The sequence below is a fragment of the Halomonas chromatireducens genome, from assembly GCF_001545155.1.
Classification (GTDB): domain Bacteria; phylum Pseudomonadota; class Gammaproteobacteria; order Pseudomonadales; family Halomonadaceae; genus Halomonas; species Halomonas chromatireducens.
In genome coordinates this window covers 2,299,355-2,315,723 of record NZ_CP014226.1, presented here as the reverse complement: position 1 = coordinate 2,315,723, position 16,369 = coordinate 2,299,355, and the positions used below count along the sequence as shown (strand labels likewise).

Here is a 16,369-nt window from a genome sequence, read left to right as displayed (position 1 = left end):
GTTACACGCCATTGGCCAGCACTCGCGTCAAAAGTGTTAAAATACTTTACGCATCCGTAATGGAACGCTAACCCGGCGGATGGTAGAGGGCAAGCCAAAAAGCCAGCGCAATGGGTGGGGTCAATCTTTCCTTGCCTTTCGCCGCCACGCGTTTGCAAAGACTCGTTCCGGCGACTAGAATACTGTGCGCTGTAGGACTGGGTCGTGCATCCAGCAGGAGATCTTCCGCTTCTTCATGCAGTCCGGGCTTTGGTGGCTTGCTACCGGCCTGGGTTGGTGATGGCGGGAGTCATCCAGAGAGGGTGTGCGTACAAACCGAACTCTAGAAATTTTAAGGTAGGTGAGTGCTTAATGCCTTCTGTAAAAGTACGTGATAATGAGCCGTTTGACGTAGCGCTGCGTCGTTTCAAGCGTTCCTGCGAAAAAGCCGGCATTCTGTCCGAGGTTCGCCGTCGCGAGCACTACGAGAAGCCGACTGCAGAGCGCAAGCGCAAGGCAGCCGCTGCGGTGAAGCGTCACGCCAAGAAGCTCCAGCGTGAGCGGAAGCGTTTCGAAAGGCTCTATTGATCCGTACGATGGGGTAGTCGACGCGCTCTGCATCGGCTGTCCGGAAGGATGACCAAGCGGCCGCCGGCGGGTGGCCGTTTGTTTTTCCGCTGAGCCTGCCAAGCCCCTCATCCGCCTGTCCAGTCTGGAGGAGGCGATACCTGCATGGCCGGTCAGATACCGCAGCGTTTCATTGATGACCTGTTGGCTCGCGTCGACGTTGTCGAGCTGGTGGGCGAGCGGGTGCAGTTGAAGAAGGCCGGGCGCAATCATGCCGGGCTCTGCCCGTTTCATCAGGAAAAGACACCGTCGTTTACCGTCAGTGCCGACAAGCAGTTCTACCACTGCTTCGGCTGTGGCGCGCACGGCAACGCCCTGCGTTTTCTGATGGAGTATGACAACCTGCCCTTCCCCGAGGCGGTCGAGCAGTTGGCTTCGCGGCTTGGCCTGGAAGTCCCGCGTGAAGGGGCTGACGACCCTCGTGCCCAGGCGCGTGAGCGCAAGCGCAAGGAAGGGGTCAACCTGCTTGAGCTTTCGGCAAGCTTTTTTCGGGAGCGCTTGAAGATGCCGGAGGGGCAGGCGGCTCGCCATTATCTGGCCGAGCGCGGCCTTTCGCCCGAGATCCAGGCGGCGTTCGGAATCGGCTATGCGCCGGACGAGTGGGAGTCGCTCAAGCGACACTTGTCGGTGCGGGAGATTCCCGAGGCCCTTCAGATCGAGTATGGACTGCTGGTTCACCGCGAGGAGAGTGGACGTACCTACGACCGCTTCCGTGATCGGGTGATGTTCCCGATTCGCGACGTTCGGGGGAGAACCATCGCCTTTGGCGGGCGTGTGCTGGGCGATGCCAAGCCCAAGTATCTCAACTCGCCCGAAACGCCGGTTTTTCACAAGGGGCGGGAGCTCTACGGGCTATTCGAGGCGCGTCAGGCCAATACGCGCCTAGAGCGGTTGGTGATCGTCGAAGGCTACATGGATGTGGTGGCCCTGGCACAGTTCGGGATTCGCAATGCCGTGGCCACGCTGGGTACTTCCACTAGCGAGGATCACCTGTCGCGGCTGTTTCGCATGGTCGACGAGGTGGTGTTCTGCTTCGACGGCGACCGGGCTGGCCGGCAGGCGGCCAGCAGGGCGCTGGAAGTCGTTCTGCCGCTGATGATCGACGGTCGGCAGGCCCGGTTTCTGTTCCTGCCCGAAGGGGACGATCCGGATACCCTGGTGCGACGAGAAGGTGCCGAGGCCTTCGTTGATCGAATCACCTGCGCCAGCCCGCTGTCGGAATTTCTCTTCGATCTGGCGGCCAGGGGGCGTGACCTGGCGCGTATCGAAGACCGCGAGCGCTATGCCAGTCAGGTACTGGCGGCCACGGGAAAACTGCCCGATGGGTTGTTGAAATCTATGATGCTCAATGAGCTTTCGCGACGCACCGGTGTCGAACGATCACGCTTCGAAGCACTTATGTCGCGATCCGACATTGGTGTGGGGGCGCCCGTTGAGGTCGAAGCGACTTCTGCGCCGCTCAAGCCTTCGTCAGTCACGGGAGCCGGGGCCGGGCCACAGCACGACCGCATGCCCCTGGGACTGGTGGCGCGAATACTTCAGTTGTTGCTGCATGAGCCGATATTGGTAGAGCGGCTGCCCGAGACGGAGGACTGGTATCCCGAGGGGGATCCGGATGTCCCGCTCTGCCGGGAGGTGGTGCGCCTCTTGCGGGCCGGGCGCTATCGCAGCGGACAGGTGCTGCTCGCGCATTTTCATGGCAGCGATCAGGGCCAGCGTCTCGCGGTGCTGGTGAGGCGTGAAATGCTTATCCCGCGTGCCGCCAGGGCGCAGGAACTCGATGGCCTGGTCGAGCATTTTCGTCGGCATCAGAGGCGCCCTTCGTGCCAGGAGCGAGTCGATGCACTGCTGGCAAAGCAGCGCTCGGGCGAACGGCTTTCGCCCGAGGAGCGACAGCGACTCATGACGCTGCTAGCCGAGCTGGGAAGCTGACAGCCAGCCTGGGGGGTCGAGCAGTGGCCCGCGGTGATGAAAAGCATGGGAAGAGGCAGGGGTAAGCGTCACGGATGACGAATGATATTGGCGGTGGGGTTGAATTCTTTTCTACCATCACCACATAGGGTGCATGGATTCGCCCCCGCCACAGCACAACCGGACAAATTAACACACCTGAGTGAACGAGCAAATGGGTCGAACTGGCGGTAAGGGGTGATTAGCCGCTATACTGTTCGGCTTCATGAGTTTTCTCCACCCAGCGCTTCAGGTGCTTCATTCTTCTTCGTCGAGATAGGGTTTCTATGGCTGGAAATGCGCAGCAGCAGTCACGTCTGAAGGAGTTGATCGCGCGCGGCAAGGAACAGGGCTACCTGACCTATGCCGAGGTCAACGACCACCTTCCCGAAGATATCGCCGACCCGGATCAGGTGGAAGATATCATCGGTATGATCAATGACATGGGCATCAGTGTCGTCGAGGAAGCCCCCGATGAAGATACCCTGATGATGTCTGATCACTCCACCGACGAGTCGGCCGCCGAAGAGGCAGTGGCAGCGCTGGCCGCGGTGGAAAGCGACGTAGGGCGGACCACCGACCCGGTGCGCATGTACATGCGCGAAATGGGGACCGTGGAACTGCTGACCCGTGAAGGCGAGATCGAGATCGCCAAGCGCATCGAGGAGGGCACTCGGGAGGTCATGTCGGCCCTGGCATGGTTGCCCGGTGCCGTGGAGTCGATTCTCGACGCCTACGATGCGACCCAGGACGAAGAGGCGCCCGGTCGGCTTTCGGATCTGTTCTCCGGCTTCATTGACCCCGACGAGGGTATCCCAGGCGTTGCCGAGGCCGAGGTGCCCGAGGAGGAGCCGCGGGACGAAGAGGCGAGTGAGGACGACGACGAGGATGAGGAGGCCGAGGAAGAGACCACCGGTGGCCCCGATCCCGAGGAAGCCAAGGCGCGTTTCGAGCAGATTCGCCAGCAGAACGAGCTGGTGCGTGCCGCCATCGAGGCGCACGGCCGCCACTCTCCTGAAGCCCGGGTCGAAATGAATCGGCTGGCCGAGCTGTTTTCGCCGATCAAGCTGGTGCCGAAGCACTTCGAGCGCCTGGTCAATCAGGTGCGGATCAGCGTCGAGCAGGTGAGGGCCCAGGAAAAGGCGGTCATGCAGCTGTTCGTCAAGAAGGCGAGGGTACCACGCAAGACGTTCATCAAGGCCTTTCCGGGCAACGAGTCGCGCCAGAGCTGGCTCGATGACTTCATCGGTAACCATGGCAAGTATGCCGACCGCCTCGAGGCCATGCGCGGTGACATTCAGCGCTCGCAGCGCCGAATCGCCTTCGAGGAGGACATGGTCCAGCTTGCGGTGCCCGAGCTAAAGGAGATCAATCGCCGGCTCTCCATCGGCGAGGCCAAGGCGCGCCGGGCGAAGAAGGAGATGGTCGAGGCCAACCTGCGCCTGGTCATCTCGATCGCCAAGAAGTACACCAACCGCGGGCTGCAGTTCCTGGACCTGATCCAGGAGGGCAACATCGGCCTGATGAAGGCGGTGGACAAGTTCGAATACCGTCGCGGCTACAAGTTTTCCACCTACGCCACCTGGTGGATTCGCCAGGCGATCACTCGCTCCATCGCCGATCAGGCGCGCACCATCCGTATCCCGGTGCACATGATCGAGACCATCAACAAGCTCAACCGTGTGTCGCGGCAGATGCTTCAGGAGATGGGTCGCGAGCCCACCCCCGAGGAGCTCGGCGAGCGTCTCGAGATGCCCGAGGACAAGGTGCGCAAGGTGCTCAAGATCGCCAAGGAGCCTATCTCCATGGAGACGCCCATCGGTGACGACGACGACTCGCACCTCGGCGACTTCATCGAGGACGGCACCATGCTGCTGCCGGTCGACCTGGCCACCGGCGAGGGGTTGATCGAAGCCACTCGCAACGTCCTGGGTGGTCTCACCGCCCGCGAGGCCAAGGTGCTGCGCATGCGTTTCGGTATCGACATGAACACCGACCATACCCTCGAGGAAGTCGGCAAACAGTTCGATGTCACCCGTGAGCGGATCCGCCAGATCGAGGCCAAGGCATTGCGCAAGCTGCGTCACCCGAGCCGCTCGGAGCCCCTGCGTTCGTTCCTCGACGAGTAGCGCTACCGCGGTTCATTAAGGAAAACGCCTGCAGGCTGATCAAGCTGCAGGCGTTTTTTGTTGGTGTATGCTCGCCCTGATCGGGTGCAGTCGCTCATGCCGGCGGCTTGTCGCGCCCCGCTTCCTCGACGATCCAGTCGTGTACCGCCGCCACGCGGCGGTCGTCCAGCGCGCCGCTGGTATGCACGATGCCGTAGCGCTTGCCGGTGGGAACCCTCTGGGGGAAAGGTGCGATAAGTGTGCCTGTGCTGAGTTCGTTGGTGAGCAGCGCCTGGCGGGCGATGGCGACACCCATGCCGGCAACCGCCGCCTCCATGGTCAGGCGATGTCGATTGAAGGTATACCCGCGGCGGGCATTGAGCGGTGGCGCTTCCACTGCCTCGAGATAGTGTTCCCATTCGGCGTAGGGGTGCCCGCCACGCCAGGCTGTGACATCGTGCAGCAGGGGGTACCAGGCCAGTTCCTCGGGGCGAGACAGGGAGGGGCGGTGGCGCAACAGGGCCGGCGCGCAGACCGGGAAGATTACCTCTTCCATCAGTGGTGAGATGGCCAGGCCTGGGTAGTGGCCGTCGTTGAGGTCGATGGCCAGGTCGAACTCGCCCTCGCGCAGCGACAGGCTGCTGTCCTCGGCAATGATCTGCAGCTCGATATCGGGAAAGCGTGCCTGGAGTCGGGGTAGGCGTGGCATGAGCCACTTGCTCAGGAAGGCGGGTACGCTGCGTACCCGGATGATGCCGCTCATCACGCCGCTACGCAGGCGTTTCACTTCCAGGCCAACCGACTGGTAGGCCTCCTCCACCACATCGGCGAGGCGGCGTCCCTCCTCGGTCAGCTCCAGGCGACGCGGCAGGCGGCGGAACAGCTTGAAGCCCAGGCGCTCTTCCAACTGCTTGATCTGCTGGCTGACGGCCCCGGTGGTCACGTGCAGCTCTTCTGCCGCACGGGTGAAGGAGAGGTGGCGCGCGCTGATGGCAAACACCTTGAGCCAGGCGTGAGTCTGGGCGTGGAGTAGGCGGCTCATGCTTTAGTCATTCTATACTCAGTAGGGAGATATTCTCGTTTGCCCGAGGGCGTTTTCAGCACCACCATAGAATTCAACACGGGTGGATAGCAATAGTGTTTAGTCAGGCTTATCCATACTTGGCCACACGGCAACAGATACGATCGGCCACCGCCGACCAGAAAAGGTGATCACATGGCAATCAGCGTCTTCGACCTGTTCAAGATCGGTATCGGTCCCTCCAGCTCCCATACCGTTGGTCCGATGCGCGCTGCCTACGACTTCGTTCAGGCGCTGCGCGAGCAGGATATGCTGGAGCGTGTCGCTCGCATCGAGGTGCGGCTGTTCGGTTCGCTATGCGCCACCGGCAAGGGGCATGGCACCGACAGGGCGATCATTATGGGCCTGATGGGAGAGCGGCCCGACAGGATCGATCCCGCCATCGTTGCCCCCTGTCTCGAGGAGCTCTTCGAATCCAGCACGCTACATCTCGATGGTCGCTTGTCGATTCCCTTCCTCTGGGCTCGCGACATGCAGTGGCATGAGGAGTGCTTGCGCTACCACCCTAATGCCATGACCCTGATCGCCCACGGTCATAGCGATGAGCTGTGGCGCAACACCTACTACTCGGTGGGCGGTGGCTTCGTAGTCGATGAGGCCCAGGCTGCCCAGGGTGAACTGGATACCGACAACACGACGCTCCCCTACGACTTCAATTCCGCCGCCGAGCTCATGGCGCTGTGTCGCATGCATGACCTGCGCATCAGTGAGCTGATGTTGGAAAACGAAAAGGCCTGGCGCAGCGAGGCGGAAGTGCGCGCCGAACTCTGGAGCGTGTGGGAGGCGATGCAGGCCTGCGTCGAGACCGGCCTGCAGAACGAGGGGGTGCTGCCAGGCGGGCTGAACGTTCGCCGTCGCGCAGCGACGCTGCATCGCCACCTGCTGGCGGCGGAAGATGACGACTGCGTAATCGCCTCGACATTCTCGGCCATGGACTGGGTCAATGTCTTTGCCCTGGCGGTCAACGAGGAGAATGCCGCCGGTGGGCGCATGGTGACCGCTCCCACCAACGGTGCGGCGGGCATCATTCCCGCGGTGCTTCACTACTATATGAAGTTCAAGGCCGGTGCCAGCGAGCGGGACGTGGTGGATTTTCTGCTCGCCGCCGGCGCCGTGGGCATGCTGTGCAAGAAGAACGCTTCAATCTCCGGTGCCGAGGTCGGCTGTCAGGGCGAGGTGGGTTCGGCCTGTGCCATGGCCGCTGCCGGTCTTGCCGAGGTCATGGGGGGGAGCGTGGCGCAGGTGGAAAACGCCGCCGAGATCGGTCTGGAGCACAACCTGGGGCTGACCTGCGATCCTGTCGGCGGCCTGGTGCAGGTACCCTGTATCGAGCGCAACGCCATCGCCTCGGTCAAGGCAATCAATGCTGCCCAGATGGCGCTGCGGGGGGATGGGGAGCACTTCATCTCGCTGGACAAGGTGATTCGAACCATGCGCGATACTGGCCGGGACATGCAGGAAAAGTACAAGGAGACGTCCCGCGGTGGGCTGGCAGTCAACGCCATTGAGTGCTGAACGGCAAAGACGCTTTTGTATCAACCGACTATGCTGAATCCACGCGATGCCCTTGCCGGCCTCGCGTTTTTGTTCGCAAGCTATTGNGGCGCAGTTCGGTGGCCAGCGCTTCGGGGAGATGGAGGTCTGGGCGCTGGAAGCCTACGGTGCCGCCTACACCCTGCAGGAGATGCTGACGGGGAAATCCGACGACGTGGAAGGTCGCACCAAGATGTACAAGAGCATTGTGGACGGCGACCACACCATGCATGCCGGCGCGAGCGGAATCCGTTCGGCGCAGGTTGATCGAAAAAGTCATGCTCGCAGCCGGCGACCACACGGTCGATGGCCAGATAGCCTTTCGAATAAGTCTCCCGGTAGTGGCGCATGCCGTGGTCGTCCAGGCAAGTGATGTGCTGAGCCTTCAGGCAAGCAATTGCCTCGTCATCCCAGCTGCCATGTACCACTCGAAGCCCCGGCTCATCGATGAAGAGCGGCTGCAGGCGCAACCACGCAAAGTGCTCCATCAGGCCGGCAAGTCCTGTGCCTACATCGATAAACCCTTCCATCAGTCGCATCCGGTCATGATGGAGCCGCGTGGCCGCCACAAACGCTTGCGGGTCATTCTGCTCAAGGAAGGCATCATTGACCCAGTTGAGCTCATGGTTGCCTACGACCATACGGGCGCTGCCATTCTCTACCATCGCTCTCACTAGCATCAGCGCACGGGCTGGGTCTGGCCCCTTGTCGATGAGGTCGCCAACAAAAATTGCCTCGCGGCTTGGGTGTCGCCATGCACCGCGCTGCTGCTGATAGCCCAGCTTCGCTAAAAGGGCTTCCAAAAGGCTGGCGTGTCCATGAACATCGCCGATGATGTCAAACTGCTGGCAGGCTCGGGCAGGCTGAGGGGGCATGGCAATCTCCTGTGGTGTGCTGGAGAACAGTATCTCTTGTTCATGCGACTGTACGTGTCGCATGGCTAGCCGGCGCAGCGAGCCAGCCAGGCCTGGATCTTCTGCCGTGAGGAGGCAGAGGGCATGAAATTGCATTTCACTCTGGCCTCGCTGAGTACCCAGCCATTTCCCTGGGGGCGGATCGCCACCGTTACGGGCTCAGGTGAACGCAGGTGATAAATCGCGACTCTGCCCGTAGCAACGGCGTGGTGATAGGACCCCACACAGTGCCGCATTCGCTGGCCTTCCAGCAGCAGGTCTTCCCATGAAGTCACTGGGGTCAGGTCGCCATATGCCGGTAAGGGTGGGGGAGGGTAGGCGCCATACTCATTTCGGAGTGCTGTTGCGGTTGTGGCTCGCCCTGCTTGGTTGATCTGCTCGTTGAATCTGTCCACCAGTCGGTCATGGAGGCATTGCAATTCAGCCATGTTCGTTACCTGCGGCAGCGCTTGCCGGTTGTCGCCGAGTATCCGCTCGACATCTGCCAACAGTTGGCGAAGCCAGGCTACCTGCCCAGGCCGTGGGGGCTGGGTGTCGAGAATGCCGTCAACGACACGCAGCAACCCGGGCCAGCAGAAGCCCTCGTGGCGAGCCATAAACACCACATGATCCAGGCACAGAGGCTGATGATGACGCAACAGCGCAGTAGTCCGGGGGCGATTCAAGGTTCGCTTGAGCTCGAACAGCTCGCGGCGGATCATCGGTCGCAAACCACAGCACTTCAGTAGCTTCGCGGTGGCCGGGCCGCCCGGTAGCCCTACTGCATCACAGAGCACTGCCTGCTTCTGAGTCAGGCAATCAGCGAATTCGGCCCGCGTTAGGCGGGTCTCGATGGCCCAGTCAACCAGCATAATCAGCAGCAGTGGAGACGCCTCGGCCAGTTCGCGCGCGGCCGGCAGCTGTCCGCAGGCCTGAGCAAGCTCGACACCCAGGAACGGTGCGTTGGCAATCGCACGTCGAACTGGCTTCGGCATTCCGTGCGTCAGCATTTCTCCCTGCGTGGCATTCAGCATCTCCCAGCCGATACCCGGTGGCTCCAGAAAGTTGCCGCTGGCGATGCGCTCTTGCTCCACGTAGCTTGCCCAGCTGAATGGCGTTTCTGACCGCCATGGCGCCAGGTACAGCTTCAATGGATAGCCCAATGCCGGTGCCAAATCGAATGCCACTGGTGCTGCACCTCTAGGCTGGCATTCCACCTGACAAGGCGATGTGAAGCGTCGAAGAAGCCCAAGAAGCGGCATGAGAATCATCCTTGCAAAGCCCGGCGGCGATTGGCTGCGCTCAGAAAAAAGAGAAGTTTCATCGCCCTGTGCGACATTGGGCGTCGTAGCAAGCGCATAAGCTGTTTCATCCCAGAGCTTGAGGAGCCTGCTATGCCATCCATAACGCCACGATCATCCATGTCCATTCCCGTTAGCGACTTTCAAGAGCGTTATCGCGGGGCGCTGCTGGGGCTGGCGGTAGGCGATGCCTTCGGCACCACCCTGGAATTCTGCACACGCGACCAGCCGCCGCTGCACACGGAAATGCTGGGCGGCGGCGCCTTCGGTGTCGCGCCGGGGGAGTGGACCGATGATACCGCCATGGCGCTATGTCTAGCCGAGAGCCTGATTGCCTGCCAAGGCTTTGAACCTCATGACCAGATGAAACGCTATGTCCGCTGGTGGCAGCAGGGCGAGATGAGCTGCCAGGGTCGCTGCATCGATATCGGTAATGCCACCCTGGCGTCACTGATGCGCTACCAGGCGCGGCCCGAGACACCCTACGCCGGCAGTGAGCATGCTTATCACAGCGGCAACGGCGGCATCATGCGGCTGGCGCCTGCGGTGATGGTGGCAGGCTCGCTGGAGCAGGCTGTGTCGCTGGCCGTTCACAGCAGCTGCACGACCCATGCCAGCCCTGATTGCCTGGATGCGGCCGCCTTGATGGGGAGTGTGCTGTGGCGACTGCTACAAGGCGAACGATTACACGATGTGCTTGCAGAGCCCCTGCGACAGAACTACCAGGGCGCTGCCATCCACCGAATTGTTGAGGGGTGCTTCAAGGAGATGCCCCGTCTTGCGGTATCGTCGAGTGGCTATGTGATCAATACGCTGGAGGCCGCCTTCTGGTGTTGCTGGCAGGCCGGCTCCCTTGAAGAGGCGCTGATTTTGGCGGCGAACCTGGGAGATGATGCCGATACCGTAGCGGCGGTGACAGGACAGTTGGCGGGCGCAGCGTTCGGTGCATCAGGTATTCCGGATCGCTGGCTAGAGTGCTTGGCCTGGCGTGCAGACATACAGACGAAAGCTGACCAGCTTTTGGAATTGTCGGGCTACGTAGAAGTAACGTTAACTCTTTAGCACTTTGGCCTTCTGAACTCATGCGAAATGACCGAACTTTTAGCTGGCATAGGCTCCACCGGATTCGTTACGCTTAGCCCATTACACGCCATTTACATAAGGAATTTGCGTGGCGACCCTGTTCCCCCGCCTGAGCGAAAGAGAGCTCGATGCGCTGCCTTCCCGCGCCGAGGCCAAGGTCTACCGCTGGCTGCGGTCCTTGGAGTATCCGGGGCTTCAGATCATGCACGGACTTGCCACCCAGACCCGCAACGACAAGGGCACCTGGGTGGGAGAGATCGACTTCCTGCTCTTTCATCCGCAGCACGGCATCCAGGTCTGGGAAGTGAAGGGCGGGGGCATCTGGCTGGATGGGGAGGGAAATTGGTGGTCGCAAGGCAACCACGGCACCTTCAAGCTCTCCACCACGCCGCTGGATCAGCTGAAAAAGCAGTCCAACAGCCTACTGCAGGCCATGCAGAAGGTCGTACCCGGTATCCGTCTGCCTATCGCCCCGGTGCTGGTCTTCCCGGATACGCGCAGCTGGGAGGGCCAGTTCCCCGAGCTGACTCTCAACCGCGACCACCTGCTACTCAAGGGAGAACTGGAGCAGCTGGACGCCGATGCCATCACCCGGCGCTTTGGCAATGCGGCCTGGACTGGCCCCAGGGCCGATAACTCGCTGCCGTTGGATAAGCAACAGGCCAACCTGATTCAGCATCATCTGCTGCGTCCAGCCTGCTCGCTGGTGGGTAGCGTGGCCGAGCGCGCGCAGGATATCGACGCCGAGCTGTTTCGATTGAGCGAAGAGCAGCAGTGGGTCCTGCGCCTGCTGGAGCATATCCCGCGCATGGCGATCCATGGCGGTGCCGGCACCGGCAAGAGCGTGCTGGCTCGTGCCCAGGCGGAGCAGCTGGCCCGTGAAGGCCAGAAGGTGCTCATGCTCTGCTACAACATCGCCCTGGCGGAGGCCCACCGGCAGGCTCTGGCCGACAGCGAACTGCCGATTGAAGTGTTCACCTTTCATGAGCTCTGTGAGTCACGCGCGAGCGCCGCTGGGCTCGGCTGGGAACCGCCGAGCGACCCGAAGCAAATGGGGGAGTTCTTCAACGAGACCGCCCCGAACCTGCTGGCCGAGGCGCTGCAGCGTACTCCAGAGCAGTGGGGCGTCATGGTCGTGGACGAGGCCCAGGATTACGAACCCTATTGGTGGTTGGTGCTTCAGGAGATGTTGGAAGAGGGTGCCCGCGTCACGCTGTTTGCCGACCCGGCACAGAACCTCTACGGACGCGACTACCAAATCCCCAGTGAAGTGTTCAGGGGAATGGTTCCTCATCCCTTTTCCCTGCACCGCAACTACCGTAACGCCTACGAGATCGCCGTGTGGCTGAAAGAGCGCCATAGCGCCGCCGCTGAACCATGGGAGCATCTGCCCAGCAGCGAAAATGCCGTGCAGATCCACCAGTGGAAGACCCAAGAAGAGCAGCAGCAAAAGCTTATGAAGGCGATTGATCAGCTGGAGGCTGATGGCTTCAAGCCGGAGGACATCCTGTTGCTAACACCTTTCAAGGTGGCTAAAAGTGCAGCACTTCAGGCTTTGGTAACCGATAGACCAAATTATGCTGGGCGTATGTTTAATGTCTCTGCGGTCAAGGGGTTGGAAGCCCCGGTTGTTATCCTCCTAGATTTAGGGGTTAATAAATGGGCGGAAAGTCCGAAGGTGGGCTGGCAGTCAACGCCATTGAGTGCTGAACGGCAAAGACGCTTTTGTATCAACCGACTATGCTGAATCCACGCGATGCCCTTGCCGGCATCGCGTTTTTGTTCGCAAGCTATTGAAGTCTTGGATCTCTACGCCATTGGTCGAGTTCGACGTTTCAGGAGTTGCCCTGCGGGAGTCTCTCCTCTAGCTTACGTTAACGTAAAGGTTAGAAAGTCCCCGGCTGATACATCGCAGCCACTGCTTTCATGACAAAGACAACAAATCAGCACGTATCGCCAGCGGCGATCCAGAGAGGACGTCACATGACCCAGGAGTTCATACTTGAGACTCGCGGGTTGACCAAGCAGTTTCGCGGTTTCACCGCCGTGGACGATGTCAACCTGCAGGTCCGGGAAGGACACATCCATGCCTTGATCGGGCCCAATGGCGCCGGCAAGACGACCGTCTTCAACCTCCTCACCAAATTCCTGCCGCCAACCCACGGTGAGATTCTCTATCGCGACAAGTCGATCACGAAGATGAAGGCCAACGAGATTGCCCGGTTGGGCCTCGTGCGCTCCTTCCAGATATCGGCCGTATTCGCGCATATGACCGCGCTGGAGAACGTTCGAGTTGCCCTGCAGCGGCCGATCGGTACCTCCTTCCACTTCTGGAAGTCCGAACGCACCCTCGACCATCTCAATGATCGTGCCATGGACTTGCTTGACCAGGTGGGCCTTGCTGAATATGCCGATGTGCTCACTGTGGAGATGCCCTATGGGCGCAAGCGGGCGCTTGAAGTGGCGACCACGCTGGCCATGGAGCCGACTCTGATGCTGCTCGACGAGCCCACCCAGGGCATGGGGGCAGAGGATGTCGACCGCATTGTCGAACTGATTCGACAGGTGGCGAAGGGGCGAACCGTTCTGATGGTGGAACACAATCTCAGTGTGGTGAGCCGGCTCTGTGATCGGATCACCGTTCTGGCCCGCGGGGCGGTCCTGGCCGAAGGTGACTATAAGACGGTCTCAGCCAATCCGCTGGTCAAGGAAGCCTATATGGGCACCGAAGTAGAGGAAGAGGAGGCCAGCGCATGAACCAGCTAGCCGAGCAGCCCGCCGCCACCAAACACCGGGAACATGCCGATGCAGAGATGCTGCGGGTCAGTGACCTGCATGCCTTCTACGGTGAATCTCACATTCTTCATGGCGTCAATTTCGACGTGAAGCGCGGTGAGCTGGTGACCCTTCTCGGGCGCAACGGTGCCGGGCGCAGTACCACGCTCAAGGCCATCATGAACATGGTCGGTCGGCGCACTGGCTCGATCATGATCAACGGTAACGAGACCCTCGACATGAAGCCGCACCGCATTCCTCGGCTGGGGGTGGGCTACTGTCCGGAAGAGCGTGGCATCTTTGCCAGTCTCGACGTCGAGGAGAACCTGCTGTTGCCGCCCACGGTTCGCTCCGGAGGCATGAGTCTCGATGAGATCTACGAGATGTTTCCCAACCTCTACGAGCGCCGCCGCAGCCAGGGCACCCGCCTTTCCGGCGGTGAGCAGCAGATGCTGGCCATGGCGCGTATTTTGCGCACCGGCGCCCGCATGCTGCTTCTCGATGAAATCACTGAAGGCCTGGCGCCAGTCATCGTACAGACGCTGGGTGAGGTGTTGGTCAAGCTCAGGGACAGGGGCATGACCATCGTGCTGGTGGAGCAGAATTTCCGCTTCGCTGCACCGCTTGCCGATCGCCACTACGTGATGGAGCACGGGCGCATCATCGAGGAGATCTCGGCGGCCGAGCTGCCTTCGAAGCGTGATCACCTCCACTCCCTGCTGGGGGTCTGAGCTCCGCGCTCAACCAACAGCTGGCTAAAACTATAATTTGCAACTTGCGTAACCTAAAACCGAAGAAGCGACGCCTGCATCTGCAACGTTCGCTACAACAACAAGCAGTCCCCATGGGACTACGGAGACGTAAATGACCTTCATCAAGAAGACCCTCGCCAGCAGCATCGCCATTGCCGCCGCCGCCGCACTTGCAGCAACCACCGCCCAGGCGGAAATCAGCGATGGTGAAGTCCGCATTGGTTACCTGGCCGACATGTCCGGCACCTATCGCGACCTGGCCGGGCCGGGCGGCCTGGAAGCCCTGCGCATGGCTATTGAGGATTTCGGTGGCAGCGTCAACGGCGCCCCGATTCAGGTCTACAGCGCCGATGACCGCAACAGTGCCGACGTCGGTGCCAACACCGTTCGCGAATGGGTCGATACCCGTAACGTCGACATGGTAGCCGGGATGGTCGCCTCATCGGTCACCATTGCGGTAACCAATGTGCTCAAGGAGAACGACAAGCTCGGCATCATTTCGGGATCGGCAGCGTCCAGCATCACTAACGAGCACTGTTCTCCCAACCATATCCACTGGGTCTATGACACCTATCCGCTGGCCAACGGTACTGCCAAGGCCATCGTCGATCAGGGTGGCGACACCTGGTTCATGCTGACCGCCGACTATGCCTTCGGTCACGCCCTGGAAGGCGATGTGACCCGCGTCGTCGAAGAGAGCGGCGGTGAAGTGGTTGGTGGCGTGCGTCATCCCTTCCCGACCGATGACTTCTCCTCCTATATCCTCCAGGCCCAGGGTTCCGGCGCCAAGATCATCGGCCTGGCCAACGCCGGGGCAGACACCGTCAACGCTATCAGTACTGCCGCTCAGTTCGGTGTCGTGGAAGCAGGCCAACAGCTCGCCGGCCTGCTGGTCTTCCTGAATGACGTCCATGCCATGGGCCTCGAGACCACCCAGGGACTGCTGCTGACCACCGGCTGGTACTGGGACATGGATGAGGAGGCGCGTGAGTGGTCCGAGCGCTACTACGAGCGCATGAACCGCATGCCGACCATGGTCCAGGCGGGCATCTACTCCAGCACCATGCACTACCTGCAGGCGGTTGAGGCAACCGGAACCGACGATACCGCTACCGTACGCGAGTACATGATGGAGCAGCCGATCAACGACTTCTTCGCCCGCAACGGCCGGCTGCGTGAGGATGGCCGTATGATCCACGACATGTACCTGGCAGAGGTGAAGTCGCCGGAGGCCTCTACTGGTGAGTGGGACCTCTACGAGATCCTTGCCACCATTCCTGCCGAAGAAGCCTACCGTCCGCTGTCCGAAAGCCAGTGTGATCTGGTCCAGAACTGAACGTTGCAAGACATGGCGGCGGCCCCAGGCCGCCGCCCCTCTGACGGCGAGGAGAACCTAACATGACGATGATATTCGGGGTGCCGTTGGCGGTGTTCATGGGCCAGCTGCTGCTGGGCCTGATCAACGGTGCCTTCTATGCCCTTCTGAGCCTGGGCCTGGCGGTGATCTTCGGCCTGCTGAAGATCGTCAATTTCGCCCACGGGGCGATGTACATGCTGGGTGCCTTCGCCACCCTGCTGGGCATGCGCTACCTGGGCATCAATTACTGGGCGGCGCTGCTGCTGGCACCGCTGTTGGTAGGGCTGCTCGGGATGGTGATCGAGCGACTGCTGCTGCGGCGAATCGGCCATCTGGACCATCTCTATGGCCTGCTGCTCACCTTCGGCCTGGCACTGATCTTCGAAGGTACGCTGGTCAATTTCTTCGGCGTATCGGGCGCGCGCTATCCCACCCCGGAAGCCTTGCAGGGTGGCTATCAGTTGGGCTTCATGTTCCTGCCCGTCTACCGTGCCTGGGTGCTGCTGGCGGCACTGGTCGTCTGCCTGGGTACCTGGTTCATCATCGAACGCACGCGGCTCGGTGCCTACCTGCGGGCCGGGACCGAAAATCCGGCGCTGATGCAGTCGTTTGGCGTCAACGTACCGCTGCTGATCACTCTCACCTATGGTTTCGGCGTGGCACTGGCCGCCTTTGCCGGCGTGCTGGCGGCACCGCTCTATCCGGTGTCTCCCACCATGGGCTCCAATTTGCTGATCGTGGTCTTTGCCGTGGTGGTCATCGGCGGTATGGGCTCGATACTGGGTGCCATACTGACGGGCCTGGGCATGGGCCTGATCGAGGGCCTGACCAAGGTGTACTATCCCGAGGCAGCCAACACCGTGATCTTCCTGGTCATGATCCTGGTGTTGATGCTCAGACCCGCCGGACTCTTCGGCAAGGAGGCATGAC

13 protein-coding genes and 2 pseudogenes are annotated in these 16,369 nt (G+C 61.1%); 12 read left to right on the top strand and 3 right to left on the bottom strand.

Translation table 11 applies throughout. The features are described 5' to 3' along the window. Positions 1-351 precede the first annotated feature (351 nt). The 3 genes from rpsU to rpoD all read left to right on the top strand — a co-directional run bounded on the left by rpsU (position 352) and on the right by rpoD (position 4,685). Positions 352-567, top strand: a complete 216-nt coding sequence (gene rpsU / locus LOKO_RS10715) for a 30S ribosomal protein S21 (RefSeq protein WP_010629611.1) — start codon at positions 352-354, stop codon at positions 565-567. A gap of 144 nt (positions 568-711) precedes the next feature. Continuing rightward, the gene (gene dnaG / locus LOKO_RS10710) at positions 712-2,538 is read left to right on the top strand and encodes a DNA primase (protein ID WP_066448810.1); all 1,827 of its coding nucleotides are present in this window, start codon (positions 712-714) and stop codon (positions 2,536-2,538) included. A 305-nt stretch (positions 2,539-2,843) separates the two neighbouring features. Beyond that, a complete protein-coding gene (gene rpoD / locus LOKO_RS10705; protein ID WP_066448808.1) occupies positions 2,844-4,685 on the top strand; it encodes an RNA polymerase sigma factor RpoD in 1,842 nt (613 codons plus the stop codon). A gap of 94 nt (positions 4,686-4,779) precedes the next feature. On the opposite strand, the gene LOKO_RS10700 is transcribed toward rpoD, so the two are convergent. Further along, positions 4,780-5,706, bottom strand: a complete 927-nt coding sequence (locus LOKO_RS10700) for a LysR substrate-binding domain-containing protein (RefSeq protein WP_066448806.1) — start codon at positions 5,704-5,706, stop codon at positions 4,780-4,782. 174 nt (positions 5,707-5,880) lie between these two features. Here LOKO_RS10700 and LOKO_RS10695 point away from each other — a divergent pair, with 174 nt between their 5' ends. From LOKO_RS10695 to LOKO_RS20730, 3 genes and pseudogenes are all read left to right on the top strand, one after another. Further along, positions 5,881-7,260: an L-serine ammonia-lyase gene (locus tag LOKO_RS10695; RefSeq protein WP_066448804.1), complete on the top strand. Its 1,380-nt coding sequence runs from the start codon at positions 5,881-5,883 to the stop codon at positions 7,258-7,260. Between the two features lie 88 nt (positions 7,261-7,348). Beyond that, positions 7,349-7,516: pseudogene (locus LOKO_RS20650) on the top strand (DNA-directed RNA polymerase subunit beta); the annotation flags it as partial. A gap of 40 nt (positions 7,517-7,556) precedes the next feature. Beyond that, entirely contained in the window at positions 7,557-7,955 is a 399-nt protein-coding gene (locus LOKO_RS20730) for a hypothetical protein (RefSeq protein ID WP_066448802.1), read from the top strand. Here the strand turns inward: LOKO_RS20730 and LOKO_RS20645 are convergent. Together LOKO_RS20645 and LOKO_RS10685 are read right to left on the bottom strand one after the other, a co-directional pair. Beyond that, positions 7,884-8,153 (bottom strand): annotated as a pseudogene (locus LOKO_RS20645) (metallophosphoesterase); the annotation flags it as partial. The gene LOKO_RS20730 and the pseudogene LOKO_RS20645 sit on opposite strands and share 72 nt — an antisense overlap. Before the next feature lie 65 nt (positions 8,154-8,218). After that, positions 8,219-9,433 carry a PcfJ domain-containing protein gene (locus tag LOKO_RS10685; protein WP_158509940.1) on the bottom strand — a complete coding sequence of 405 codons (1,215 nt, stop codon included), beginning with the start codon at positions 9,431-9,433 and terminating at the stop codon, positions 8,219-8,221. A 159-nt stretch (positions 9,434-9,592) separates the two neighbouring features. On the opposite strand from LOKO_RS10685, the gene LOKO_RS10680 reads away from it, so the two are divergent. The 6 genes from LOKO_RS10680 to LOKO_RS10655 all read left to right on the top strand — a co-directional run bounded on the left by LOKO_RS10680 (position 9,593) and on the right by LOKO_RS10655 (position 16,368). Continuing rightward, on the top strand, positions 9,593-10,534 hold the full coding sequence (locus LOKO_RS10680; protein WP_066448797.1) for an ADP-ribosylglycohydrolase family protein: 942 nt from the start codon (positions 9,593-9,595) through the stop codon (positions 10,532-10,534). Positions 10,535-10,643: 109 nt separating this feature from the next. Further along, positions 10,644-12,302 (top strand): nuclease-related domain-containing DEAD/DEAH box helicase, encoded by a 1,659-nt coding sequence (locus LOKO_RS10675; RefSeq protein ID WP_066448794.1) that lies wholly within the window; start codon positions 10,644-10,646, stop codon positions 12,300-12,302. 236 nt (positions 12,303-12,538) lie between these two features. Next, positions 12,539-13,312 carry an ABC transporter ATP-binding protein gene (locus LOKO_RS10670; protein WP_066448788.1) on the top strand — a complete coding sequence of 258 codons (774 nt, stop codon included), beginning with the start codon at positions 12,539-12,541 and terminating at the stop codon, positions 13,310-13,312. Then, on the top strand, positions 13,309-14,061 hold the full coding sequence (locus tag LOKO_RS10665; protein ID WP_066448786.1) for an ABC transporter ATP-binding protein: 753 nt from the start codon (positions 13,309-13,311) through the stop codon (positions 14,059-14,061). Before LOKO_RS10670 ends, LOKO_RS10665 begins: the two co-directional genes overlap by 4 nt. 133 nt (positions 14,062-14,194) lie before the next feature. Further along, a complete protein-coding gene (locus LOKO_RS10660) occupies positions 14,195-15,418 on the top strand; it encodes an ABC transporter substrate-binding protein (protein ID WP_066448783.1) in 1,224 nt (407 codons plus the stop codon). Between the two features lie 62 nt (positions 15,419-15,480). Next, entirely contained in the window at positions 15,481-16,368 is an 888-nt protein-coding gene (locus tag LOKO_RS10655) for a branched-chain amino acid ABC transporter permease (protein ID WP_066448774.1), read from the top strand. Position 16,369 lies beyond the last annotated feature (1 nt).

Coding starts and splice junctions, on each gene's coding strand:
- rpsU (WP_010629611.1), top strand. CDS start 352: ATGCCTTCTGTAAAAGTACGTGATAATGAGCCGTTTGACGTAGCGCTG.
- dnaG (WP_066448810.1), top strand. CDS start 712: ATGGCCGGTCAGATACCGCAGCGTTTCATTGATGACCTGTTGGCTCGC.
- rpoD (WP_066448808.1), top strand. CDS start 2,844: ATGGCTGGAAATGCGCAGCAGCAGTCACGTCTGAAGGAGTTGATCGCG.
- LOKO_RS10700 (WP_066448806.1), bottom strand. CDS start 5,706: ATGAGCCGCCTACTCCACGCCCAGACTCACGCCTGGCTCAAGGTGTTT.
- LOKO_RS10695 (WP_066448804.1), top strand. CDS start 5,881: ATGGCAATCAGCGTCTTCGACCTGTTCAAGATCGGTATCGGTCCCTCC.
- LOKO_RS20730 (WP_066448802.1), top strand. CDS start 7,557: ATGCTCGCAGCCGGCGACCACACGGTCGATGGCCAGATAGCCTTTCGA.
- LOKO_RS10685 (WP_158509940.1), bottom strand. CDS start 9,433: ATGCCGCTTCTTGGGCTTCTTCGACGCTTCACATCGCCTTGTCAGGTG.
- LOKO_RS10680 (WP_066448797.1), top strand. CDS start 9,593: ATGTCCATTCCCGTTAGCGACTTTCAAGAGCGTTATCGCGGGGCGCTG.
- LOKO_RS10670 (WP_066448788.1), top strand. CDS start 12,539: ATGACCCAGGAGTTCATACTTGAGACTCGCGGGTTGACCAAGCAGTTT.
- LOKO_RS10665 (WP_066448786.1), top strand. CDS start 13,309: ATGAACCAGCTAGCCGAGCAGCCCGCCGCCACCAAACACCGGGAACAT.
- LOKO_RS10660 (WP_066448783.1), top strand. CDS start 14,195: ATGACCTTCATCAAGAAGACCCTCGCCAGCAGCATCGCCATTGCCGCC.
- LOKO_RS10655 (WP_066448774.1), top strand. CDS start 15,481: ATGACGATGATATTCGGGGTGCCGTTGGCGGTGTTCATGGGCCAGCTG.